Here is a 23,034-nt window from a genome sequence, read left to right on the forward strand (position 1 = left end):
AATGGTATATCGCTTCACCACGCTCACACTACTTGGAGACCATGCATGTATAAACTGGCTTTTTACGTACCCATCGACGATGCCGAAAGCGTTAAACAGGCCGTATTTGAGTCCGGCGCTGGGCATATTGGCTTGTATGAGAATGTCTGCTTTCAAACCCGCGGCACGGGCCAGTTTCGGCCAACGAAAGGCACCAATCCGCATATCGGCACGGTCGGCAGTTTGGCAAGCGTTGAAGAGTTCAAAATCGAGATGATATGCGACGAGGCCCATATTCACGGCGCTATTGCGGCCTTGAAACTTGCCCACCCCTATGAAGAAGTCGCTTATGATGTGTGGCTACTCGCCGATTTGTAACACGTGCGCCCGCTTATTTTTAGCCGTCTAGGCGCTGCCTAAATAACGCTCGCGGTCTTCCGGTGTCACCATGCTGATGTGCAGCGGGAATTCATCATGTGGGCGATCCGCGTAAAAGTGACGTAACGTACGTTCAATCGTAATGAAAGCAAGCTCATCCCAAGGGATTTCATGCTCTTCAAACAAGGCAACGTCGAGGCTTTCTGGCCCGGCACTAAAGCCGCCGACTAATTCGGCACGAAAAATCATAAATACCTGATTGATATGGGGCAGATCAATGAGCGTATACAGATTAGCCAGATCGACCTCGGCACAGGCCTCTTCCCGCGTTTCCCTGGTAGCCGCCTGCGGGGTAGATTCAGCATTTTCCATAAAGCCAGCAGGCAATGTCCAATAGCCCTTGCGCGGGGCAATCGCGCGTTTACAGAGCAATACTTTGCTACCGCTGACCGGCAGCGTGCCGGCCACGATGCGTGGGTTTTGATAATGGATCGTACCGCAGGCATCACACAGGTAGCGTGGGCGATCATCGCCTTCAGGGACGGCAAAACGTACTTTATCACCACACTGGCTACAAAAATTCATCGCGTATTCTCAACGGCTAGTGAATAGAAGCCTCGACGCGCTTGACGTCAATGGCCGCTGCTGGGTAAAAGAGAACAAAGTCACTGGATACCCTATGTTAGAGAAACTGCGTCAACAGCTGCAACAACTGACTCCTCGGCGTTTGGATCACATCGTGATGCCCGAAGCCGCCGTGCTTTTACCCATTGTCGAACGTCCAGAGCCAACCTTACTATTTACCCGCCGCGCAAGCCACTTAAGCACTCACAGCGGCCAGGTGGCCTTTCCAGGGGGTAAGCGTGAACCTTTTGACAGCGACCTCTACGCAACGGCCCTGCGCGAAGCTGAAGAGGAAATTGCCCTTGACCCTAGCCTAGTCGAGCCGCTGGGAAGGCTGTCGGATGTCATTTCACTACATGGGATTCGCGTTACCCCTTGGGTTGGCATTATTCCGCCTGATTTACCGCTGGTTGCTGACCCAGGTGAGCTTGACGCTATTTTTGAGGTTCCACTTAGCCACTTTTTGGATGACTACCGCACCCATACCGATGTCATTACCGTCGATGGCGTTGCTCACTATGTACCCAGCTATCACGTCGATGGCCATGTCATCTGGGGGCTGTCGGCAATGATGCTGGTGGAATTACTGGCAGAGGGCTTTGGCATGCCCATTGATTTATATCAACGCCCGCAGGGCCCGCTACAGCATTATCCTGAACGCAAAAGCCGGCTTCCTAAGTCATCTGCCACGCCTTCTCGCCCGGCGCCACCGAGACCCAACAAATGACCCCGATCGCCACAACGTCGTCACCCGTGCTGCAAACAGCAACGCAAAATGCCCTGGTGGATGCACTGGTCGAGCAGGGCTGGTATGTGGGCCGCGAGGTTATTGACCTTGAGCTATGTGATGCGCTGAATCACGAGCTTTTGCACCGCGCGGCCTATAATAAATTAGATGAAGCGGGGATTGGCCGAGGCAAGCAGCATCTGCTGCGTAAAGATATTCGCGGGGACGCTATTCACTGGCTGGATCGTGAAAGCGCCGCTCAGCGGCGTTACTTAGATGCCATGAGCGAGCTACAGCAGGCGCTTAATCATGCACTGTTTTTAGGTCTGTTCGAGTACGAAGCGCATTTTTCCCACTACCCCCCCGGCGCTTTTTATCAACGCCACGTAGATAGTTTTCGTGGCCGCGCCAATCGCGTGATTTCCACTGTCAGTTACTTAACGCCCGACTGGCCAAGCGATGCCGGTGGTGAAATGGTGATCTACCACCCGGACGACTCCAGTCTTGAGATCGCCCGGGTAGTGCCCGAAGCAGGCACCTTCGCCTGCTTCTTGTCTGAAACTATCGCCCACGAAGTGCTTCCCACCCGCCAGTCGCGCACCAGCATTGCAGGCTGGTTTCGACGCAATGCCTCGCTAGGCGGCGTACTTGACCCCGCACGCTAGCGGGGAAAACGCTGAACTAGCTGAGAGGAACGATCTGGCCGTTGGATTGATCTAGCACCTCCCGCACCTGCTCATAGTCGACGCTACGCGGATTGCCGCCTTCGTATTGCTCAATTAAACCAACGACATTTAACAGCGTTTCCATGCCATAGGCCTTTTCGTCTGTCGAGGTAAAGGCCTGCACAAAGCTTTCATCGTTGGCGCCCCAGCCTAGCTTGATTGGTGCATCGATAATATTGACCTGGGTACCCACCGGCACGCGCCAGAACACAGATTCAATATCTTCAGGATACATGCGGATGCAGCCTCTGCTGGCGCGCATACCAACACCATCTGGCTGGTTAGTGCTGTGGATCATATAGCCTGGGATATCCAGCAGCATGGTGAAGCGGCCTAAAGGATTCTCAGCACCAGGAGGCACCACGGCGGGTGCTGGGTCGCCACGTTCGGTCGCCTCACGACGAATTGATTCAGGCGGATACCAGGCCGGATTCTCAAGGCGCATGGTCGTTTTCGTAATTCCCAGCGGCGTATTAAAGGCGTCACGCCCGATGCCGATCGGATACGTTTCGACACGCGGCGTTTCGCCAGCCTTAACATCGGGATAGTAATAAAGGCGCAGCTCGGCCACGTTAATCACAATGCCCGTACGCTCCTCATCGGGAAGAATGAACTGACCGGGGATCGTCACCTCGGTTCCCTCCCCCGGCACCCAAAGGCTGACATCAGGGTTAGCCATACGAATTTCTTCGTAGCCCACGTTGTGAGCACGGGCAATATCCATCAGCGTATCTTCTTCTGTGGCTGCGACGGTGGAGACCTCGCCGACCATATTGCCGTTTTCAGGCAGCGGATAATGCCCTCGAGGAGAGTCACTGCCGCTGGCAGCAGCAGACGATGCCAACAGCCATGCACCCAGCGTTATACTGCCGAGCCACAGTTGCTTAACACGCGTTAAGGGGTAGCGCCTAGCAGTCGATATCATGGGTTTTCCTTTTTATGCGGCCTTGGCCTGACATTCACGGCAGGTAGGCTGAAAGCGGTCATTTGACCCGGCAATATGAGCATTGTCAAAGAGTAGGTCAACTCGGTAGATTGTCGCATGGCAGCGGCACGGCGGCCCTAAACACTCACATAGCCTGCTAAAAGTTTTAATGAAACGATTGTATTTCTGAACACAGCGACTAAACTGCTAATTGCCTTAGTGCAACTAAGCACAAGGCGGCGTTAATCATCTTACGCAGTTAGCACAGCTTAATATCTAGCTTGATTTGATGATTAATAAAACTAGAAATAGTAGCGGCGAGAAGATTTCCAGCGTAAGGCAACTCGGAAGCTTATCAGCCGTTATTAGTTCGCTAGGACTGCAACGCGGAGCCGTTCAGTCCCGATAATAATGCAAGGAGCAAGCAAACATGAAAATGATTAAACCCGCTATTCTAGGTACTCTCGTCGTTCCGGCCTTCATTCTTGCCGCAGGTATGGCAAGCGCTGAAGAAACGACCGAAACAATGGAAGCGACCTACCTCACTACTACGCCAGAAAACACCTTCCATGCGGATGCTTTGACCGGCAATCAGGTTCAAAGCACGGTAGAGGATGATCAAGATATTGGTACCATTACCGATCTCGTGATCAATGAAGATGGCCAAGTCACCGCGGTGGTTGTCGGTGTCGGTGGCTTTCTAGGTATGGGTGAAAAAAGCGTTGCTATCGAGTGGGATTCGCTTGAACTCACCAAAGAAGAAGATGGCGAAGGCTACGTCATTAGCGTTAATGCATCTGAAGATGCTCTCAAAGACGCTGAAGAGTATACGCGTGACTAATGAATTGGCGCTAATAGCCAATATAAAAGCCTTGGCAACCGCCAAGGCTTTTTGTTTTACCGCGCTTTACTTAAAAGGCATTAGTGCTATTTAAAAAAGACTCAACTCATATACCTTTTATTAGAGACTTAAGCGGCATGACGTCTTGATTAAGAAATGGGCCTAACACTTAAAAGCCCATAGAAAAAAAAGACGCCATAACATAGATTAACATTAGCCTTTTAATTTAGCAGTCATGCTAATGTCGGCATTAAGGACTTTAGAAACCGGGCAATTGGCTTTAGCGGTTTCCGCTGCTTCCTGGAAAGCTGCATCGTCTGCGCCACTGATGGCGGCGACAACGTCTAAGTGAATCTTAGAAATATCGAATCCGGCATCGCTTTGGGAAAGAGTCACTTTCGCACTGGTTTCGATAGAATCGGCGGTATAGCCCTTCTCACCCAGAATCATTGAAAGCGCCATCGAAAAGCAGCTGGCATGCGCTGCGCCGATCAGCTCTTCAGGATTCGTGCCTTTTTCATCTTCAAAGCGCTGCTTAAAGGAGTACTTGGCATCTAATACGCCACTTTCGGTTGAAACGGTGCCTTTACCATCTTTCAATCCACCTTCCCAACGTGCGCTAGCTTTGCGATCCATGAACAACTCCTTGTACGTGCTAATAGGCAGAAAAATATGTCGCTCTGAGCCCAAGCGGCAGATGCCACCTAGACTACCTAAACAGCGTAGCTGATTTTTACATGCTCTGCCCAGCAAGCGCCGCCAATAACTTCCATCAGCCTCTGTTCAGTCGTAAGCTAGCTAGCCATCTAACTACATCATTTTGAATACTAAGGGCATCCCATGTCATCCGCTGATGCGCTGCGTCTGCTACTGCTTTCCTCGCTCTGGGGTCTGTCCTTCATCTTCATGCGCGTAGCCGCCCCCGAGTTCGGGCCGGTCCCACTGGTGCTGATACGTATGGGAATAGGCGCGCTGCTATTAATGCCGCTGCTTATCAGCCTGCACTATCTACGCCTAATTTGGCAGCATAAAGGCCCGCTATTACTGCTGGGAATCGTCAATCACGTACTGCCTTTTTCACTGCTGGCACTCGCTACCACTCGCCTTGAAGCAGGTTTCACGTCACTGATTAACGCTACTACGCCTATTTTCACTGCATTGATAGGCGTGTGCTTCTTCGCCACCGCTATACAGCGCCAACAGTACTGGGGCCTCGCCCTGGCGCTGCTGGGGGTTTATGTGCTCTCAGCAAATCGACTCGACTTTGCGCTAGGTGGCGACGGCTGGTTTATTGTGGCGGCACTCGGGGCTACGTTTTGCTATGGCATTGCGAGCAACTACTCTAAAACGCGCCTAGGCCACCTTCCTACCCGCGTTCTGGCCGCGGGCAGCTGCGCGATGTCGGCGCTGGTGCTATTGATCCCCGGCATTTGGTTATGGCCAAGCTCCCCCATCAGCCTTCTGGCTTGGGGCAACGCTATTTCGCTCGCCACACTTAGCACCACGCTGGCATTCCTGCTGTATTTTGGCTTACTCGCCAATGCCGGGGCTACAGCAACCTCGACGGTCACTTTCTTAGTGCCGGTGAGCGCACTGGTATGGGGCTATCTATTGCTGGACGAAACACTAAGCCTTCAGATTATCGCCGGTATGGTAATTACGCTGATAGGTACGGCCATTGCTACCAACCTGCTGCGCCTTAAATCTCGCGGACCACTGCCGCCAACGCATCCCCCACGCGAATAACGCTGCCCGCACCGACAAGCAGGGTGGTATTTTGGCCGAAGTGCGCGCCTTTCAAGGTAGGCTGAGTATTAAGCACAACCAGCGTTTTCAGCGGTTCTGCAGGCGCAGGCACCGCCGCCGACTGCTGATCAATCGTGATAATTTTGCACCGTTTGCAGGCCTTACGCAGCGTTAGTTGAAAGTTACCGCTCTGCGCTGAAAGCGTCACCCAGTGATCTTCAGCCCATGCCTGGTCGCACTTAATAACGATATTAGGTCGAAAACGATTCATCGGCACCGGCGATTGCCCGCCATCGACCAGGGCTTGATTCAGGGCATTTAAGGAGCCGGTAGTGGTAATCAAAAAGGGATAGCCATCGGCGAAATAAGTATGGGCCGACCCGCCGTCGAGAAAATCTTCTTCAACCGCACGGCTAAACTCCGTGGCAAAGCGTACCAAGCTCAGCCCTTGAGCCTGTTCGCCCAGGGCAGCTTCTAACCATCGCGTTACTTCCTCGCTTTCAGGCCGCGCTTTGCAGTGATCATTCCACACATTAACAAGGCGCAGGTTTCCCTCCGGCTCAGCTAATGGCAGGCGCAGCGGGTCAACGGCGGGGTGTGAAAGCACAAGGTGCTCGTCGGTCAATTCAACGCCGATTGTGGCCAGCGCAGGCAACTGACGCTGCGTCACAAAACGTTGCTGGGCATCAACCAGCATCCAGCGGCGGTCCCAGGCTAGCCCGTGCTCCTGCAACACACTTTGGCTCAAGCTGATGCCTTGTAATGACTTAACGGGGTAGATATTGAGCTGAGCAATTTCCACGGGTGGCCTCATAGCAAGGGAAAAATGCTACTTTAGCCAGTCCCACAGCCGCCGTCACGCTATAGCGTCATGCCTGCTTCGATTCGATAACCTAAGTCGATCACGCTCTGCGTTAACGGCTCACCCCGTATACGGGCTAAAAGCTCGCGCGCCGCTGCTTCGCCGATGGCCTGACGCGGCGTAACCACGCTAGCAAGCCTAGGTGCCATCACTTGCCCTACGTCATGGCCGTGAAACCCCGCCAAGGCCATGCGCCCAGGCACGTCAATCTCACATCGCTGGCACTCAAAATAAGCGCCCACAGCAACGTCATCATTGGTGCAGAACACGCCATCGGCGTCTGGATAGTCAGCTAGCACCTGCTTTAGCAGTGCCGCCCCCACGCTATAAGAGGAACGCTGTGTGCTTTTCAGCGCAATCGGCGTTAGCTCGTGCTCTTCCATAGCAAGGCGATAGCCCTGCTCGCGCTGTCGAGTACGCTCATCTAGCCGTACGCCCAGGTAAATCACCTGACGTCGACCCCGCTGAATCATGGCACTGACCATGTCATAAGCGGCTTGAACGTTGTTATAGCCCACCGCCTGCTGCAGCGCGGGCCGGTAAGTATCCATAATTTCAACTACCGGTATACCGGCGGTTTCCAGCATACGCAGGCTGCGCGGGGTGTGATCGCGGTCAGAAAGAATCACCCCGTCGACGTTATAAGAGAGCAGCGAGGCCAAGCTACGTTCTTCAAGCTCAGGGCTATAGCCATAATGAGCAAGCATCAGATGATAGCCCGCGGGTTCCGTCAGCGATTCGATGCCGACAATCACATCGGCGAAGACCTGGTTGGTCAATGACGGCACCAGCACACCGATAGAGTGGCTGGTCGCTCGGGAGAGTAAATCCGGGGCTCGATTAGGTATGTAGCCGACCTGTTCAGCCACTGAGAAGATGCGCGCGCGTAGTGCTTCAGAAACCGTTTCAGGATCGCGCAGGCAGCGGCTTACCGTCATTTTGGTAGCCCCTACATGGTTGGCAATATCCTGCAGAGTGGGGCGTTTTTTCTTCAAAGTGTTGCGGCCTTATGAAGCGAGGGAGCGTTGGGGTCTACCCTAACCAACAATGAGCCCCCATGCCTATCCCCTCTTTAGCCGAAGGTTTGGCTAAGCGGCGGCGCTAGCGTTGCGGTAAATTGGCCAACAATCGTTGAGGGAGGAAGCGCTATGGAGGCCGTCCTTGCCTCATCGCTGCCCGGTGGCTCTAGGTCCGCTAGCTGGCTTGCCAGCATGCTATCGCCCTTAAAGAAATGCCCCGCCCGGGTTTCCAACCGCTCTCGCAGCAGCTCGCGCGTGCCTTCCAGGTATAAAATGCGCAGTTCAGAATCGCCGTTTCTTAAGCGATCTCTGTAGCGGCGTTTAAGCCCCGAACAAGCAATCACTACTGTCTCGTTTTGCGCTTTATAATTGGCAAATAGCGCTGCCAGCGTGTCCAACCAGCCATGGCGATCATTATCATTAAGCGGCGTTCCGCTCGCCATTTTGGCCACGTTCTCTGGCGAGTGGTAATCATCACCATCAATAAAGGTGGCGCCTAGCGCCTGTGCCAGATTTTCGCCAATCAACGATTTTCCACACCCGGATGCGCCCATAACTAAGATACGATAAGACGAGGGAATCATTGGGCTAGCTCTCCAAATGTGAAGCCTACGGTGCAAAAGGTTGAAACGACAGTGTACATGACGCTCAAAATGCAGTGGGGTAAGAAATCGATATAAACAAGGGCTTTGCAATTGTTACCGGTAACAATCAAAAGAAAAGGCTAACGGTGCGCTCATTGCTTGTCAAAACAAAACTGTTAACCTGCGACCAACGTCTAGATCTAGCCACTGGCGCTCCATCAAGCTACATTAGCCTACGTCTTTCGTTTCGGAGCACCCATGTCTGTGCAACCATCTTGCAGCGCGTTAGAACTGGATCACCAGCTTTGCTTTGCGCTCTACTCAACCTCGTTGATGATGACGAAGGTTTATAAACCGCTGCTTAAAGAGCTGGGGCTTACCTACCCGCAATACCTTGCCATGCTGGTACTGTGGCAAAACGATGGCATGACCGTTGGCACCATGAGTAAGCGCCTACTAACCGACCCCGGTTCGTTGACGCCGTTACTTAAGCGACTTGAAGCCGATCAACTGCTTAATCGTAAGCGCAGCCATCAAGACGAGCGCGTGGTAGAGCTATACCTTACCGAAAAAGGCAAAGCGCTGCGTGAGCAGGCCTGCCACATTCCTAGCTGCGTCGTGCACGCGAGCGAGCAGTCAATAGAAACGCTGACTGAGCTGAAAGAGGACCTGGTGCGGCTACGCAACAGCCTGCAAAAAAACCAGTGACCCGATGGCCACGGCAAAAGGGTAGTTTTTATTTATCATTTATCTTGTGCGCAAAATAAAGCTGCGCTAGATTAAGGCGGTTAACATAACTAATAACGCTGACAGGAGATTCAATATGACGACCACTACTATCGAAAAAGTTGCTTACCGCGCCCAGGCTACCGCTACTGGTGGCCGTGAAGGCCAAGCTAAATCATCGGATGGCGCGCTAGAGGTTAAACTCAGTACGCCTAAAGAGCTGGGCGGCGCTGGCGGTGAAGGCACCAATCCCGAGCAGCTGTTCGCGGCTGGCTACTCAGCCTGTTTTCTAGGTGCGCTTAAGCATGTAGCGAGTCAAGAAAAAGTAACGCTTCCCGAAGACACTCAAATTGAAGGCAACGTAGGCATCGGCGCAATTCCTACCGGTTTTGGCATCGAAGTTGAGCTAAAAATCAGCCTGCCCGGCCTTGAGCAAGACGTCGCGCAGCAGCTAGTTGATAAAGCCCATATCGTGTGCCCCTACTCCAATGCCACCCGTGGCAATATTAACGTCACCTTGACGCTGGTATAACCGAGCTATTAGCTTAATCTGCTAGCGCCCACACCACCGCTTTCTGCGCATGCAAAGCGGTGGTGTCGTAAGAGCCACCCCCTAAAAGCGTTAGCATCGCCGCGCAAAGGATAGGTTTACCTCTGTGCCCAGCAGTTACCGATATCGGTTAATAGCGAGGAAACGATGAGCGATAACACCTATACGCCTCCCAACGTTTGGAAATGGGAACCTGGCAACGGCGGTAAATTTGCCAATATCAACCGCCCCATAGCAGGCCCTACCCACGATAAAGCGCTGCCCGTGGGCAAGCATTCCCTTCAGCTCTACTCCCTAGCTACACCTAACGGTGTAAAAGTTACCGTGATGCTCGAAGAGCTGCTGGAGCAGGGAATTAAAGACGCAGAGTACGACGCCCATCTGATTCAAATTGGCGAAGGCGATCAGTTTAGCAGCGGTTTTGTTGAGGTAAACCCCAACTCCAAAATCCCGGCACTGATGGATCACAGCACGCAGCCGCCACAGCGGGTGTTTGAATCCGGCGCCATCCTGCTCTATCTGGCAGAGAAATTTAATGCCTTCTTGCCGACTAACCCAATGAAGCGCACAGAATGCCTCTCTTGGCTGTTCTGGCAAATGGGCAGTGCACCAATGTTAGGCGGCGGCTTCGGGCATTTTTACGCCTACGCGCCAGAAAAATATCAGTACCCGATTGATCGCTACACGATGGAAGTGAAGCGCCAGCTTGATGTACTTGATCGCCATTTAGCAGAAAACCGCTTTATGGCCAGGGATGAGTACACCATTGCCGATATGGCGATTCACCCTTGGTACGGCGCACTGGTCAAAAACCGTGTTTACGAAGCGGCTGAGTTCTTGGAAGCACACACTTACAAGAATCTATTGCGCTGGACCGAGGAAATTGATGAACGCCCCGCCGTCAAGCGTGGGCGCATGGTGAACCGCACCTGGGGTGAGCCTAGCGAGCAGCTGCATGAGCGCCATGACGCCAGCGATTTCACGCTTAAAACGCAAGACAAGTTGACTGGCGATAAGTAAGCTGACGGCATACAGCACGGGCGCCTTTAACATCACTAAAGGTGCCCGTGCCTGACACATATCGCTTGGCTGTTTTACGCTAAGCGCTCTTGAATGCGTGAGTTATTGAGTGCGCGAATTATTAAGTGCATAGTTCCATACTCGATAAAAGTAAAAAATATACCCAAGCCCAAACGTTAATAGTGAAATGATCACCCACAGGATAATGTGGCCAATATTGCTGAAGAGGCTGATATTACACACCATTTTCCGCTCCACGCCTGTCGCTGTGTCGATAACGGAAGTGCGGTTAATAACAAATCTTGCAAACGAGTATGGAAAGAAAAATAACGCTATACCGAAGGTAATCACACTCAGTATTAGCCAAAGAACCAGATGGCCAATGATGTCGATAATGGAGAGATCCGCTTTAATGTTCACGCTGCATCCTTAAAGAATAAGAGCGGCGCAGAATATCATCACAAAATGCAAACATGCAGTTAAATCAGCAAAGCTGCAGCCTACGCCAGATTCTCCCACCACTTGGCATAAGAACTATTATGCGGGGCGAATCCCGTTTCATCGGGCGCATCATCCTCCCACCATACTGAGCCCCGCTCACCCAATGCTTCTTTAGCGGCTTGCACCGCCTCGCGGGCACGGCCTAATCCCGCTTCATCGTCCTGTTGCTGGGTGGTTCTCACCGCACGTCGAGCTTTCATCAAGGCTTTAATGTGTTCGCGCTTTTCGTCTTCACTTAAACGTGGATCCGTACAGCGCCATAGTCGATTCTTAGCGATAAAGTAGCGCCCATCAGGCGTGTGAGGATATTTATTGGCCATGCATATCCTCCCCTATTGAAAGACGCTTAACAATATTTCACGCGTTAAGCCGCTTAGAAACGCTTCGATAGCGCAATAGAACCAAACTTATCCTGCTCTTCCTGGCCGTCGAATTCACGCGAGCGCTGCACAACCGCGTAGGTGACCTGCCAATCTTCCCAGGCAAGCGCCAGCCCTGCCGAGACATCGCCCACCCACTCTTTACGATCAACCGAGTGGCTGTCTTTGAAAGTATTGCCATCAAGCGTTAGGTTTTGCGCCATGTAGTAGCCGTCTACGCTCGCAAACAGATACCACTGCAAGCCTTGCCTTCCCGTCATATAGTAGCGGCTACCGGGGCTAGGCGTCAGTGTAGGAATGCCAGCAGCCTCATCGCCCCAACGCACGCTGTAGCCCGCGCCAGCGTAGGTATACAGGTTACCTAGTGCGGCACTGACACTCGGCCCATGGGCAAACTCTTTACCGATAAACGGCGTGCTGTTCCACCACTGGCGACGCACAGCAGCATTGACGATTGGCTCATCGCCAATTTGATTATCCCAGCCGTTAGGACGGTCGCTGCCGGTGATACGGTGTACTTCACGCTGAATACTATCGGCAAGTGACGACGGCCCTGCCAACCCAATATCTAGATGCAGGTCAGTCGACTGAACCCAGCTACCCATGGGCACATCTTCGTAAAGCGATACGCCACCATAAACAAGCCCAGCATACGGCCGATCATCTTCGATCAGTCCCGACTGCATAATATCGTTGGGCGTATAAATCTGATGCACCAAACGATAAGCAGCCATGTCTGCACTACCGATAATGCTATCGGGTAACGCGGTGGCTAGACGCTGGGTCCAGCTTTGTGCCTCAGGCTCAAACATCCAATTAAGCTCAAAGCCACTCGTGAAGTGGCCATCGTCACCGCTGGCGATACCGTCATTTTCGTGCTTAATCGTGAACACACTGTTGTCTGCGTGTGCCAGTGTTGGCAGCAGGCTAATGGCTGCTACTAGCGGGAGCAGCTGCCATCGTAAAGAGGGGTATCCGCGCATTGCTCGTTCCTTGAGAGAGGCCTTGAGACAGTTTTTAAGACAGTTTTTAAAACAGCTTTTGAGGCAGTTTTTTTGAGATCGCCAACAAACATTGTTGATTGTATGTAATTGTGCAAAAAGATAGCAAGCTATAGTTTTCTTTTCCTCGCGTGGAAAAGCCTAAACAGCTGAAACAGCAGGGATGAGCAATGGCTACCCCTTCTCATATTTATAGCTTAGTCGAATAAACCCAACGATAAAGATTAACGCTCGCGCAGCAGCCATTGAGGGGTAATTTCATGCTGGCCGTTCTCATCGGTAATAAACAGCGATTCTTCGCTGATCATAATGGCCCAGTTGATAGCCCTTGGCAGGTCTTTAGCAATCACCGCTAGCGCCTCTTGCGGAAGCCTCGCCACATGCACATTTTTCAACGAGGATACGCTAGGCAGTACTTTGCTTTCCCATAAGTCGACCCGGCCGTATGCAAGCAGCGAAACCCGCTCTGCCCGGCGCGAGCACCAGGTAAGACGCTCGGCATCGGGCAGCCCGACTTCAATCCAGTGCAGCAAACGACCATCCAGGCTTTTCTCCCATAGCGCGGGTTCGTCCACATCGGAAAGCCCGCGGCCAAAAGCTAGCGTCTCGCTGTACCACAGGACATAGGCAAGCAGGCGCGCGGTCATGCGCTCTTCAGTTTCCGAGGGGTGACGCGCCACGGTAAAGCGCAGCGTCTCGTACACGCTGCGATCCAGATCGGTCAGATTAATATCAACTTTATAGGGCGTTGCACTAAGGGCCATGGATGTTTCCAAACGAAAATTTGCGCCAGTGTACCTGATGCATGACGCATCGAGTGAACTGGGCGAGTTAAGGCTGTCGGTAATCCGCTATTAGCGCGCCATTCTTCAGCGTTTCAGTCTCGTGCATAGGCTCACGCCACTGCTCTTCAAGCGCAGACTGATACCACGCCCGCATGGCAGGCAGCGCAAGTAAATGCTCGACATAAGCCTTAGCGTCTTCACTAACCGGCAGATTAAACGTCTGAACGCGAAACGCCACCGGGGCATAAAAAGCATCCACCGCGGTGAAGTTTGCGCCCGCCAAATAAGGCCCGCCAAAGCGCTCAAGCCCCTGCTGCCAAAGCGTATCCAAGCGAGCAACATCGGCTTTAAGGTTGTCCGACAATCCCTTTAGCTCAACGCGCACGCCGCAATTCATTGAACAATCGTCACGCAGGGCACCAAAACCGCTGTGCATTTCAGCGGCAGCAGAGCGCGCCCAGGCACGTGCGAGCTTATCCGATGGCCACACCGCTTTATGGTGCTCGGCTAAGTACTCAATAATAGCGAGCGAATCCCATATCGCCAGCTCGCCACTGGCCGTCATATCGACTAAGCAAGGCACTAAGCCTGAGGGTGAAAAACGCAGGAAGGTGTCACGACTTTCACCCAAGCCACCTTCAAACGGCATGAGATGTTCATTAAACGGAATGTCTAGAACCTTCATCAATACCCATGGGCGCAGCGACCAGGACGAGTAATTCTTATTGGCGATATAAAGATCAAACATGCACACCTCAGCTTATATAGAGACCGAACGACAATTGATGCCATAAACACGCACAAACCTAGTAAAAATAAACCTAGCAAACACAAATCTAGTAAAAACAGCCGTATCGGCGCACATCCTATGTCTATCTGTTTAGCAGAATTGCTGTCGCCGGACTAGTGATTATCTCAACGCCGTTGCCCGTCCATTTAAACCAAGGTCGTGTATCCAGCCAGCATTCAAGCTGTAAAATGTTACCGATAACATCGACAGTCATTAGCCTTACTTTTTCGGAGCGCTCGCATGAATGGATGGACTCAGACGATGTCCGCAGGACCACTGCTAAGCATTGCCGCAGTGGCTGTCTTATCCCTTTTGGTGTTAATCATCAGGTTTAAAATGCACGCCTTCTTGGCGTTGATGCTGGTGAGCCTGCTCACCGCACTAGCTACCCAAATACCTATTGACGCCATTGTGCCCACGCTGGTGAATAGTTTCGGTGGCACGCTAGGGGCCGTTGCGCTGCTTGTCGGCCTGGGTGCGATGCTTGGCAAGCTTGTCGAGCATTCGGGGGGCGCGAAGGCGCTTTCTGACAAAATGATTGAGGTCTTTGGCGAAAAGCGCGCGCCGTTTGCACTGGGTATCGCCTCGCTGCTAATGGGTTTTCCCATTTTCTTTGACGCTGGCTTAATCGTCATGCTGCCGATTATCTTTGCAGTATCGCGCCGTTTAGGCGGCCCGATACTGCTCTACGCCATGCCTGCGGCCGCGGCATTCTCGGTTATGCATGTTTTCTTGCCCCCTCATCCAGGCCCGGTGAGCGCGTCGGAACTGTACAATGCCAACCTAGGTCTCCTTCTGCTAACCGGCGTGATAATTGCCTTCCCACTCTGGTGGATCTCAGGCTACATGTGGGGAAAAGTTGTCGCGAAACGCCATCCGTTCCCGCTGAGTAAGGGACTGTTTGGCGACATTAGCGACGACGAAGTGACCAATCCGCCTTCCGTTGGTGTGGTGATCAGCATGCTGATGCTGCCACTTGTACTGATCTTTATGAACACCGGCCTTAACTCGCTGCGCTCCATCGGCGCGGTTGACAGCGACCAACTGTGGTTTCAGCTGCTTTCAGCGCTCGGCAATACGCCTATCGCACTGCTCATTTCAACGTTAGTAGCCATGTTAGTGCTGGGCCGTCGCCAAGGAATGGAAGGCAATGCGTTAGAAAAAGTGCTCGATTCCTCGCTCGGGCCGATTTGCTCGGTGGTGCTGATTACCGGCGCTGGCGGCATGTTCGGTGGCGTGCTGCGCGCATCGGGCATTGGCGATGCGCTATCCAGCTCGTTAAGTGATATTGGCCTGCCTATCATCCTGGCGGCCTATGTAATTGCAGTGATTATGCGTCTCGCCCAAGGGTCGGCAACGGTCGCACTGGTAACGGCGGCGGGGCTAATGGCGCCCGCCGTGATTGGCGGTGATTTCACCTCAATGCAAGTAGTGGCGATTACGTTAGCCACGGCCGCAGGCTCCGTGTTTGCAGGCCACGTGAATGATTCAGGCTTCTGGCTAGTGGGTCGGCTGCTCGGTATGGATGTCAAAACAACGCTGAAAACGTGGACCGTCCAGCAGGCCCTTGAGTCAGTGGTCGGCTTTATCTTCGCGTATATCATTTTCATGATGTTTTAGGTGACCACTATGAAGCAGGCACTTTTCGATATTAGCGACCGCTTAGCGCTGGTCACCGGCTCTTCTAGAGGGCTTGGCAATGCTCTCGCAAGAGGATTGGCACACCAGGGCGCGCGGGTCATCCTACACGGGCGTGATCTAGACAAAGTGAAGGCAGAAGCAGATAAAGTGGCGCAAGACACAGGGGCCACCGTTGAAGCGATCAGCTTCGATGTCACCGATGCTAACGCTACCAAGCAGGCGCTTGAAACACTGGTTGATAACTACGGAACGCCGGATATTCTGATCAATAATGCCGGGCTTCAGCGCCGCGCACCGTTCAATGAGTTTGACACTGCTGATTGGGATGCTCTTATCGCGACCAATCTGTCGAGTTTATTTTATGTTTCCCGCGCCTTAACGCCTGCTATGAGCGAACGCGGCTCCGGCAAAATCATTAACATCGGCTCCGTGCAGTCTAAACTTGCCAGAGAAACCATCGCGCCTTACTCCGCCACAAAAGGCGGCGTTGCGCTACTGACACAGGGCATGGCCGCGGATTTGGCCCGCTTCAATATCCAGGTCAACTGTATTTCTCCCGGCTATTTCAAGACCGAAATGAATACCGCTTTGTGGCAAGACCCAGCCTTTAACCAATGGGTCGAAAAGCGTACGCCAGCCCAGCGCTGGGGGCATTTCGACGAGCTGGTGGGCACGCTTATCTATCTCTGCTCGGGCGCCTCAAGTTTCGTTTCGGGGCAAAATATTTTCGTCGATGGCGGGATGACCTCGGTCGTATAACTGCCCAGACCTTCCCTTTAGGAAGCAGCGCCATGCAAGCATTAGTCATTCACGGTAAGCAAGATCTACGGGAAGAAAGCATTACACTGCCCGCATTAGCCTCTGGAAAAGTACGTTTGCGTATGTCTTTCGGCGGCATCTGCGGCTCAGATCTTCACTACTATCATGAGGGAGCCAATGGCGCTTTTGTGATTCGTGAACCAATGATTCCCGGCCACGAGATGTCGGGAATCGTCGAGGAAGACCCTAGCGGGCAATGGCCGCAGGGAACACCGGTCACGCTGCACCCTGCAACGTTTGGCAACAGCCAGCCCGGCATCGAAGACAAGCCGCACCTGTGGCCCAATGGTGCTTATCTAGGCTCTGCCTCTACCTGGCCGCATACGCAGGGTGGCATGAGCCAGTTTTTAGATGCCGATATCAGTATGCTAAGGGCACTGCCTGGTACCTTGCCTCTGGCGCGCGCCGCCCTAGCAGAACCCTTATCCGTGGGCTTGCATGGCATCCAGGTAGCCGGCGGGGTCGATCAAAAGCGCGTATTGGTATGCGGTGCGGGGCCCATTGGCTTGCTCGCCGCAGCGGCAGCGCTTGCCAAAGGGGCCGAAGTTTGCATTACCGACGTTCTGGATGGCCCGCTATCCCGCGCCCGCAAACTGGGGGTGCATAGCACTATTCAGGTAGGCACGGATGAGCTGCCTCAAGAAGCTTTTGATGTGGTGCTTGAGTGCACCGGCGTTCCCGCATCGATCAACAGCGCTATTCTCGCCGTACGTCGTGCAGGCGTTATCGTTCAAATAGGCATGATGCCTGCAACGCCACAGCCGATTGCGCTAGCGTCATTGATTTCAAAAGAGGCTCAGCTGAGAGGCTGCTTCCGTTTCAACGATGAAATTGATGAAGCCATCAGGCTGCTCGCTGCCGATGCCCGCTTCGATAGCGTCATCACTCACGTGCTGCCTGCCGAAGATGCCCAGCACGCGTTTTCAATTGCTAAAGATGCGCAAGTATCCGGCAAGGTGTTGATCGAGCTTTGGAAGTAACAAACGCAGGCATAAATCGTAGAAATAAAACGGGGGTGACGCCGGCGTCACCCCCACTCCCAGTCAAAATTTATTAACCAAATGCTTATAAGCAGACCTTAAAGCGAGATGTTAAAAGTTAGCTTTGCGCTTTTCTACAAAGGCGCTCATACCTTCTTTCTGTTCTTCACCGGCGAAACAGAGGGCAAACAGGCTCGTTTCCAGCGCCAGCGCGCTATCAAGGTCTTGGTCTAATCCATCGTGAACCGCTTGTTTAGCGCCGCGCACGGACTGCGGGCCATTGCCTTTAAGCTGCTTGGTGAGTTCTTCGACGTAGCTCTCCAGCTCAGCCTGCGGCATTACTCGGTTAACGAGCCCGATACGCAGTGCTTCTTGAGCATCAATCTTACGACCCGTGGTGACAAGGTCAATCGCCATGGCGGGGCCAACGCGACGCGGCAAGCGCTGGGTGCCACCAAAGCCGGGGATCACACCCAGCAGCACTTCTGGCTGCCCAAACACGGCGTTATCGCTGGCTACGGCCCAGTCGCAGGCCAGTGCCAATTCGCAGCCGCCGCCAAGGCAAAACCCGTTTACCAGCGCGACCACCGGCACTGGCAATGTCTCTAAGCGTTTAATCGTGCGCAGCGCTTGGCTGGCAAATGCTCGCGCCTCTTCAGGCGTTTTTTCACGCATCTCGGTAATATCGGCTCCCGCCACGAAGGATTTCTCGCCCGCCCCCGTAATCAGCACCGCGCGTAAACCCGGGTGAGCTTCCAGCGCCACTAAATGGGCTTCTAATGCGGCGAGCACTTCGCTGTTTAGCGCATTGAGCGCCTTAGGACGATTAATGGTTAATCGCACCATTCCATCGTTATCAACTTTCTCAATCACTGACTCACTCATGGCGGGCTCCTTAATTGTTATGGGCATACGCTGTTATATCGTAGCCAGAAAAATACCACTCAACCCTAGCGAACGCTTGGTTGAGTGGCAATGACTTATTTATGCAGCCTTTCCCGGCTTAGCATTGAGACCATCCAGCTCTCAATTAATCGTAGTGGTAAAAGCCGCGGCCGGTTTTTCGACCGAGATAGCCAGCGGCTACCATGCGTTTAAGCAGCGGGCACGGGCGATATTTGGGGTCGCCAAAGCCTTCTTGAAGCACGTTCATAATCGCTAAACAGACATCTAGGCCAATCAGGTCTGCCAGCGCTAGCGGCCCCATGGGATGTGCGGCACCTAGCTTCATGGCGTCATCAACTGCTTCTGGGGTGGCGGTACCCTCTTGAACAATAAACGCCGCCTCGTTGATCATCGGCACTAGTAAGCGGTTCACTGCAAAGCCCGGCGCATCGCCCACCGGCACGGCGGTTTTGCCTAATGCCTTGGCAAGCTGCTCGATACGCTCAACGGTAGCGTCAGAGGTCTGCTCGGCGCGAATCACTTCTACCAATTTGAGCACCGGCACGGGGTTAAAGAAGTGCATGCCTACCACGCGTTCGGGATGTTCGCACACCGCCGCCAAGCGGGTGAGCGACAGCGATGAGGTATTGGAGGCCAAAATAGCCGTGCTGTTCAATTGGCTTAGATCGCGAAAAAGCGTCTCTTTGAGTGCTGGCTGCTCAGGCGCTGCCTCAATAATCACCGCACAGTCGCTAAGCGCCTGTAACGAGGTCGTGGTCGAGAGGCGCGCCAAAGCGGCCTTTTTATCTGCCTCCGTGATCTTTTCTTTAGCAACCAGCTTGGCTAAGCCTTTGTCGACGTTCGCCTCGGTGCGACCCAGCTGCTCTTCGGCCACATCAAAAAGACGTACCGTAAACCCGCTGGCGGCCACTACCTGGGCAATCCCCTGCCCCATCGTACCCGCGCCGACGACGCCAATTAGTTGGTCACTCATTCACTTTCTCCTTAATCCACTATCAATGATTTTTAGCTTCTTCACGCAATACGAATTTTTGTATCTTACCCGTTGAGGTTTTCGGCAGTTCGCTGAAAATCACCGTCTTAGGCACTTTGTAGCCCGCCAAACGTTCGCGACAGTGGGCGATAATATCGGCCTCAGTGACTTCCCCGTAGCCGACTTTCAGCTTCACAAATGCACAGGGCGTTTCGCCCCACTTCTCGTCGGGCTTAGCCACCACCGCCGCCTCTTCAACGGCAGGATGGCCGTAAATAGCGTCTTCTACTTCGATGGTCGAGATGTTTTCACCACCGGAAATAATGATGTCTTTAGAGCGGTCTTTGATCTCGATATAGCCATCCGGGTGCCACACAGCCAAATCGCCGGTGTGATACCAACCACCCGCCAGCACCTGCTCGGTTGCCTCAGGGTTTTTTAAGTAGCCCTTCATCACGTTATTACCGCGCATCAGTATCTCACCCATGGTTTGACCGTCTTTGGAGACAGGTTCCATCGTGAGCGGGTCGGCCACGCATAGTGCTTCGAGCATGTGATAGCGCACACCCTGGCGAGCTTTTATTTTCGCCCGCGCCTCAAGCGGCAACTCATCCCACGCCTCACGCCAGGCACAAACGGTCACCGGCCCGTACACCTCGGTTAAGCCGTAAACGTGGGTAACCTCGATGCCTAGAGTTTCAACGCCAGCAATCACCGCGGCAGGCGGCGCAGCACCGGCGGTGGTAACTTTCACCGAATGATCGAACTGGCGCTTATCTTCAGCGGGCAAATTAACTAAGCCATTGAGAATAATCGGTGCGCCGCTGAAGTGGCTAACCTTTTCATCAGCAATCAGTTGCATAACCTTTTTAGGCTCGACACGGCGCAGGCACACGTTGACGCCTGCATTGGCGGCAATCGTCCATGGAAAACACCAGCCATTGCAGTGGAACATGGGCAGCGTCCACAGATAGATCGGGTGGTGGGGCATCGCCCACTCCATAATATTGCTCACCGCGTTCAGGTAAGCGCCACGGTGGTGATAAACCACGCCCTTGGGTTTTCCCGTTGTGCCAGAGGTGTAGTTGAGTGAGATCGCATTCCATTCATCGTCAGGTAGCTGATAAGCGAAATCGGCGTCACCTTCATTGAGTAGCGCTTCGTACTCAATCTCCCCAATACCGTCTATTTCACCCAGAAACGCCACGTCGGCCACATCGATGATCAGCGGCTTATGTTCGAGCTTGGCAACGGCCTGCTGGATAACGTCAGCAAACTCGGGGTCCACCAGAATCGCCTTGGCTTCGCCATGCGCAAGCATGTAGCTGATCGCCTCAGCATCCAGGCGGATATTTAAGGTATTGAGCACACAGCCCGCTAGTGGCACGCCAAAATGCGCTTCAAACATAGCCGGAATATTAGGCAGCATGGCCGCCACCGTTTGACCCGGCTGAATACCACGCTGTTTGAGCGCAGAGGCAAGCTGGCGGCAGCGCGTCCAGGTTTCGCCCCAGGTGCGGCGAGTGCTGCCATGCACGATGGCGGGATAATCGGGGTAAATCGACGCGGAGCGCTCGATAAAGGTCAGCGGCGAAAGCGGCACGTGATTGGCAACGGTTTTGGGTAAGCCTTGCTCGAAGATAGCGCTCATAGTCGACTCCTACCTATTGTTATTAAAAGCGATCGTTTTAAATGCATGTTTTGATAGCCTACAAACAGCGCCGCCGCCTTTAAGGCGGCGGCGCGTAGCTATGTGATTCACGTCAATGAATCTCAAAGTCGCTAAGGCATTGCATGCCCGCCTCAATGACCGCGCGCTGGGCACGGCCAACCGGCAGCCATTGAGTGATAGCAAACTCTGCGCTGCGCAGCTTGGCAGCGTAGAAAGGGTCGTCGCTGCCGTTATCAAGCGCAACTTGAGCACTGAGCGCCGCTTGCCCCATTTGCCAGGCGCACAGCACGTGCCCCGCTAAGCTGAGAAACGGCGTGGCGTAGGCCTGCACCGCGTCCGCCCCTTTTTCAGGGTCGGCGCCCTGCTTGAGCACTATCGCTTGGGCGGTTTTTAGATCGCCTAAGCCGGCGGCTAAGCCACTGCCTAACGCAGCAAGCGCAGGGTTCGCGTTGAGCTGTTCGACGGTAGTGGCAACGTCATCTAGCAGCGCAGTTAGCGCCTCGCCACCATCGCGTTGAAGCTTACGCCCTGCCAAATCAAGCGCCTGAATGCCATTAGTACCTTCGTAAATCGGAGCAATCCGCGCATCGCGCAGCAGCTGAGCTGCGCCGGTCTCTTCCACGTAGCCCATCCCTCCGTGCACCTGAATGCCCATGGACGCGATATCGACCGCCTGGTCAGTGGAAAAACTTTTAATCACCGGAATAAGAATATCGGCGCGGGCCTGTGCAGCGCTGCGCGTATCGCGGCTGTCTGCATGACGGGCTGTATCCAGCTCGGCGGCGCAATACAGCGCCAGTGCCCGCAATGCATCGGTACGCGAGCGCATTGAAAGCAGCATACGGCGCACGTCGAAATGATCGCTAATACTGCATTCAGCACCGCCACGCGATGCCGGCGCTCGCCCCTGACGACGCTCAAGCGCGTAGGCGAAGGCATGCTGGCAGGCACGCTCAGCCACGCCAATGCCCTGGACACCTACTTTGTGGCGAGCCTCGTTCATCATGGTAAACATATGATTCAGACCACGCCCTTCCTGGCCGACCAAGTAGCCAATCGCACCGCCATTTTCACCAAAGCTTAGCGTGCAGGTGGGGGAACCGTGAATGCCCAGCTTATGCTCAATGGATGCACAGGTGACGTCGTTGCGCTCTCCAAGCGAGCCGTCGTCATTGACCAAAAACTTGGGCACTAAAAACAGTGAAATGCCTTTATTGCCTTGCGGCGCATCGGGCTTTCGGGCCAGGACTAGATGAATGATATTGTCAGCGGCGTCGTGCTCGCCCCAGGTGATATAGATTTTCTGGCCGCTAATGCGGTAGTGATCGTTTTCGGGCACGGCGCGAGTGCGCACTTGGGAAAGGTCTGACCCCGCTTGGGATTCGGTAAGGTTCATCGTGCCCGTCCAACTACCTTCCACTAATTTGGGCAAGTAAGTGGATTTGAGGGCATCGCTGCCATGGTGCGCGAGCGCCTCGATAGCGCCAGCGGTTAGCATGGGGCAAAGACCTAGCGCCATATTGGCACCGTGGAGCATTTCCTGCACCGCGCTAGCCACCACTTCAGGCAAGTTCTGCCCACCTAGCGCTTCGGACACGCCAATACCGTTCCAGCCACCCTCTACATACGCCTGATAAGCCGCTGCAAAGCCATCCGGTGACGTCACGCTGCCATCGACATGACGCTTGGCGCCCTGTCGATCACCGCTAGCATTTAGCGGCCCCCAGACATCACCCGCAAGCTTTGCCGCCTCTTCGAGCACTGCCTCGACTAAATCGGGCGTGGCCTCTTCAAAGCCTGGCAGGCTTAGCGAGCGATGCGCGAGCAGCTCTTCGAGCACAAAGCGCAAGTCGCGTACGGGCGCGGCGTAAACATTCATG

At 53.8% G+C, this 23,034-nt stretch carries 26 protein-coding genes; 11 read left to right on the forward strand and 15 right to left on the reverse strand.

The window, feature by feature from the left end; translation table 11 throughout:
- The first annotated feature begins 45 nt into the window (after positions 1–45).
- Entirely contained in the window at positions 46–357 is a 312-nt protein-coding gene (locus ACT3TR_RS02100; protein WP_096281502.1) for an NGG1p interacting factor NIF3, read from the forward strand.
- A gap of 27 nt (positions 358–384) precedes the next feature.
- Here ACT3TR_RS02100 and ACT3TR_RS02105 read toward each other — a convergent pair whose 3' ends face one another.
- Positions 385–942, reverse strand: a complete 558-nt coding sequence (locus ACT3TR_RS02105; protein ID WP_096281504.1) for an NUDIX hydrolase — start codon at positions 940–942, stop codon at positions 385–387.
- A 94-nt stretch (positions 943–1,036) separates the two neighbouring features.
- On the opposite strand from ACT3TR_RS02105, the gene ACT3TR_RS02110 reads away from it, so the two are divergent.
- Entirely contained in the window at positions 1,037–1,708 is a 672-nt protein-coding gene (locus ACT3TR_RS02110; RefSeq protein WP_176483408.1) for a CoA pyrophosphatase, read from the forward strand.
- Complete coding sequence (locus tag ACT3TR_RS02115) at positions 1,705–2,373, forward strand: 2OG-Fe(II) oxygenase (RefSeq protein WP_441684583.1); 669 nt, start codon at positions 1,705–1,707, stop codon at positions 2,371–2,373. The genes ACT3TR_RS02110 and ACT3TR_RS02115 overlap by 4 nt, the downstream gene beginning before the upstream one ends.
- A gap of 16 nt (positions 2,374–2,389) precedes the next feature.
- Here ACT3TR_RS02115 and ACT3TR_RS02120 read toward each other — a convergent pair whose 3' ends face one another.
- Entirely contained in the window at positions 2,390–3,358 is a 969-nt protein-coding gene (locus tag ACT3TR_RS02120) for a L,D-transpeptidase family protein (protein ID WP_096281510.1), read from the reverse strand.
- 430 nt (positions 3,359–3,788) lie between these two features.
- Between ACT3TR_RS02120 and ACT3TR_RS02125 the strand changes: the two genes are divergently transcribed.
- Entirely contained in the window at positions 3,789–4,199 is a 411-nt protein-coding gene (locus ACT3TR_RS02125; RefSeq protein WP_441684585.1) for a PRC-barrel domain-containing protein, read from the forward strand.
- A 213-nt stretch (positions 4,200–4,412) separates the two neighbouring features.
- Here the strand turns inward: ACT3TR_RS02125 and ACT3TR_RS02130 are convergent, their stop codons facing one another.
- On the reverse strand, positions 4,413–4,835 hold the full coding sequence (locus ACT3TR_RS02130; RefSeq protein ID WP_096281515.1) for an OsmC family protein: 423 nt from the start codon (positions 4,833–4,835) through the stop codon (positions 4,413–4,415).
- 204 nt (positions 4,836–5,039) lie between these two features.
- Between ACT3TR_RS02130 and ACT3TR_RS02135 the strand changes: the two genes are divergently transcribed.
- Entirely contained in the window at positions 5,040–5,945 is a 906-nt protein-coding gene (locus tag ACT3TR_RS02135) for a DMT family transporter (protein WP_096281517.1), read from the forward strand.
- Here the strand turns inward: ACT3TR_RS02135 and ACT3TR_RS02140 are convergent.
- From ACT3TR_RS02140 to ACT3TR_RS02150, 3 genes are all read right to left on the reverse strand, one after another.
- On the reverse strand, positions 5,899–6,747 hold the full coding sequence (locus ACT3TR_RS02140) for an MOSC domain-containing protein (protein ID WP_444624643.1): 849 nt from the start codon (positions 6,745–6,747) through the stop codon (positions 5,899–5,901). The genes ACT3TR_RS02135 and ACT3TR_RS02140 overlap by 47 nt on opposite strands.
- A 59-nt stretch (positions 6,748–6,806) precedes the next feature.
- Complete coding sequence (gene gntR, locus ACT3TR_RS02145; protein ID WP_096281521.1) at positions 6,807–7,802, reverse strand: gluconate operon transcriptional repressor GntR; 996 nt, start codon at positions 7,800–7,802, stop codon at positions 6,807–6,809.
- A 77-nt stretch (positions 7,803–7,879) separates the two neighbouring features.
- Positions 7,880–8,410, reverse strand: a complete 531-nt coding sequence (locus ACT3TR_RS02150; RefSeq protein ID WP_096281523.1) for a gluconokinase — start codon at positions 8,408–8,410, stop codon at positions 7,880–7,882.
- Between the two features lie 258 nt (positions 8,411–8,668).
- Here ACT3TR_RS02150 and ACT3TR_RS02155 point away from each other — a divergent pair, with 258 nt between their 5' ends.
- The 3 genes from ACT3TR_RS02155 (at position 8,669) to yghU (ending at position 10,706) form a co-directional block, all read left to right on the forward strand.
- Complete coding sequence (locus ACT3TR_RS02155) at positions 8,669–9,118, forward strand: MarR family winged helix-turn-helix transcriptional regulator (RefSeq protein ID WP_444624642.1); 450 nt, start codon at positions 8,669–8,671, stop codon at positions 9,116–9,118.
- Between the two features lie 115 nt (positions 9,119–9,233).
- Positions 9,234–9,668, forward strand: coding sequence for an organic hydroperoxide resistance protein (locus tag ACT3TR_RS02160; protein WP_096281527.1), 435 nt, complete (start codon positions 9,234–9,236; stop codon positions 9,666–9,668).
- A 165-nt stretch (positions 9,669–9,833) separates the two neighbouring features.
- The gene (yghU, locus tag ACT3TR_RS02165) at positions 9,834–10,706 is read left to right on the forward strand and encodes a glutathione-dependent disulfide-bond oxidoreductase (protein ID WP_444624641.1); all 873 of its coding nucleotides are present in this window, start codon (positions 9,834–9,836) and stop codon (positions 10,704–10,706) included.
- A gap of 102 nt (positions 10,707–10,808) precedes the next feature.
- Here yghU and ACT3TR_RS02170 read toward each other — a convergent pair whose 3' ends face one another.
- The 5 genes from ACT3TR_RS02170 to ACT3TR_RS02190 form a co-directional block, all read right to left on the reverse strand.
- Positions 10,809–11,126: a DUF6693 family protein gene (locus ACT3TR_RS02170; protein WP_441684592.1), complete on the reverse strand. Its 318-nt coding sequence runs from the start codon at positions 11,124–11,126 to the stop codon at positions 10,809–10,811.
- An 80-nt stretch (positions 11,127–11,206) separates the two neighbouring features.
- Positions 11,207–11,527 (reverse strand): hypothetical protein, encoded by a 321-nt coding sequence (locus tag ACT3TR_RS02175; protein WP_096281533.1) that lies wholly within the window; start codon positions 11,525–11,527, stop codon positions 11,207–11,209.
- A 53-nt stretch (positions 11,528–11,580) separates the two neighbouring features.
- Complete coding sequence (locus tag ACT3TR_RS02180) at positions 11,581–12,570, reverse strand: lipid A deacylase LpxR family protein (protein ID WP_444624640.1); 990 nt, start codon at positions 12,568–12,570, stop codon at positions 11,581–11,583.
- A gap of 242 nt (positions 12,571–12,812) precedes the next feature.
- A complete protein-coding gene (locus tag ACT3TR_RS02185) occupies positions 12,813–13,352 on the reverse strand; it encodes a YaeQ family protein (protein WP_096281537.1) in 540 nt (179 codons plus the stop codon).
- 67 nt (positions 13,353–13,419) lie between these two features.
- Positions 13,420–14,121 (reverse strand): glutathione S-transferase family protein, encoded by a 702-nt coding sequence (locus tag ACT3TR_RS02190; RefSeq protein WP_096281539.1) that lies wholly within the window; start codon positions 14,119–14,121, stop codon positions 13,420–13,422.
- Positions 14,122–14,403: 282 nt separating this feature from the next.
- On the opposite strand from ACT3TR_RS02190, the gene ACT3TR_RS02195 reads away from it, so the two are divergent.
- From ACT3TR_RS02195 to ACT3TR_RS02205, 3 genes are read left to right on the forward strand one after another with little or no spacing between them, the layout of a single operon-like run.
- Positions 14,404–15,783, forward strand: a complete 1,380-nt coding sequence (locus ACT3TR_RS02195) for a GntP family permease (protein ID WP_096281541.1) — start codon at positions 14,404–14,406, stop codon at positions 15,781–15,783.
- A 9-nt stretch (positions 15,784–15,792) separates the two neighbouring features.
- Complete coding sequence (locus tag ACT3TR_RS02200) at positions 15,793–16,563, forward strand: SDR family oxidoreductase (protein ID WP_444624639.1); 771 nt, start codon at positions 15,793–15,795, stop codon at positions 16,561–16,563.
- Positions 16,564–16,595: 32 nt separating this feature from the next.
- A complete protein-coding gene (locus tag ACT3TR_RS02205) occupies positions 16,596–17,603 on the forward strand; it encodes an L-idonate 5-dehydrogenase (protein ID WP_444624638.1) in 1,008 nt (335 codons plus the stop codon).
- 111 nt (positions 17,604–17,714) lie between these two features.
- Here the strand turns inward: ACT3TR_RS02205 and ACT3TR_RS02210 are convergent, their stop codons facing one another.
- The 4 genes from ACT3TR_RS02210 to ACT3TR_RS02225 all read right to left on the reverse strand — a co-directional run bounded on the left by ACT3TR_RS02210 (position 17,715) and on the right by ACT3TR_RS02225 (position 23,033).
- The gene (locus tag ACT3TR_RS02210) at positions 17,715–18,488 is read right to left on the reverse strand and encodes an enoyl-CoA hydratase/isomerase family protein (protein WP_096281550.1); all 774 of its coding nucleotides are present in this window, start codon (positions 18,486–18,488) and stop codon (positions 17,715–17,717) included.
- Between the two features lie 145 nt (positions 18,489–18,633).
- Complete coding sequence (locus ACT3TR_RS02215) at positions 18,634–19,482, reverse strand: 3-hydroxybutyryl-CoA dehydrogenase (RefSeq protein WP_444624637.1); 849 nt, start codon at positions 19,480–19,482, stop codon at positions 18,634–18,636.
- A 22-nt stretch (positions 19,483–19,504) separates the two neighbouring features.
- Entirely contained in the window at positions 19,505–21,133 is a 1,629-nt protein-coding gene (locus ACT3TR_RS02220) for an acyl-CoA synthetase (RefSeq protein WP_444624636.1), read from the reverse strand.
- A gap of 112 nt (positions 21,134–21,245) precedes the next feature.
- Positions 21,246–23,033 (reverse strand): acyl-CoA dehydrogenase, encoded by a 1,788-nt coding sequence (locus ACT3TR_RS02225; protein WP_444624635.1) that lies wholly within the window; start codon positions 23,031–23,033, stop codon positions 21,246–21,248.
- Between the last annotated feature and the right edge of the window lies 1 nt (position 23,034).

Source organism: Halomonas sp. AOP12-B1-6, from assembly GCF_052379225.1.
GTDB lineage: Bacteria > Pseudomonadota > Gammaproteobacteria > Pseudomonadales > Halomonadaceae > Vreelandella > Vreelandella casei.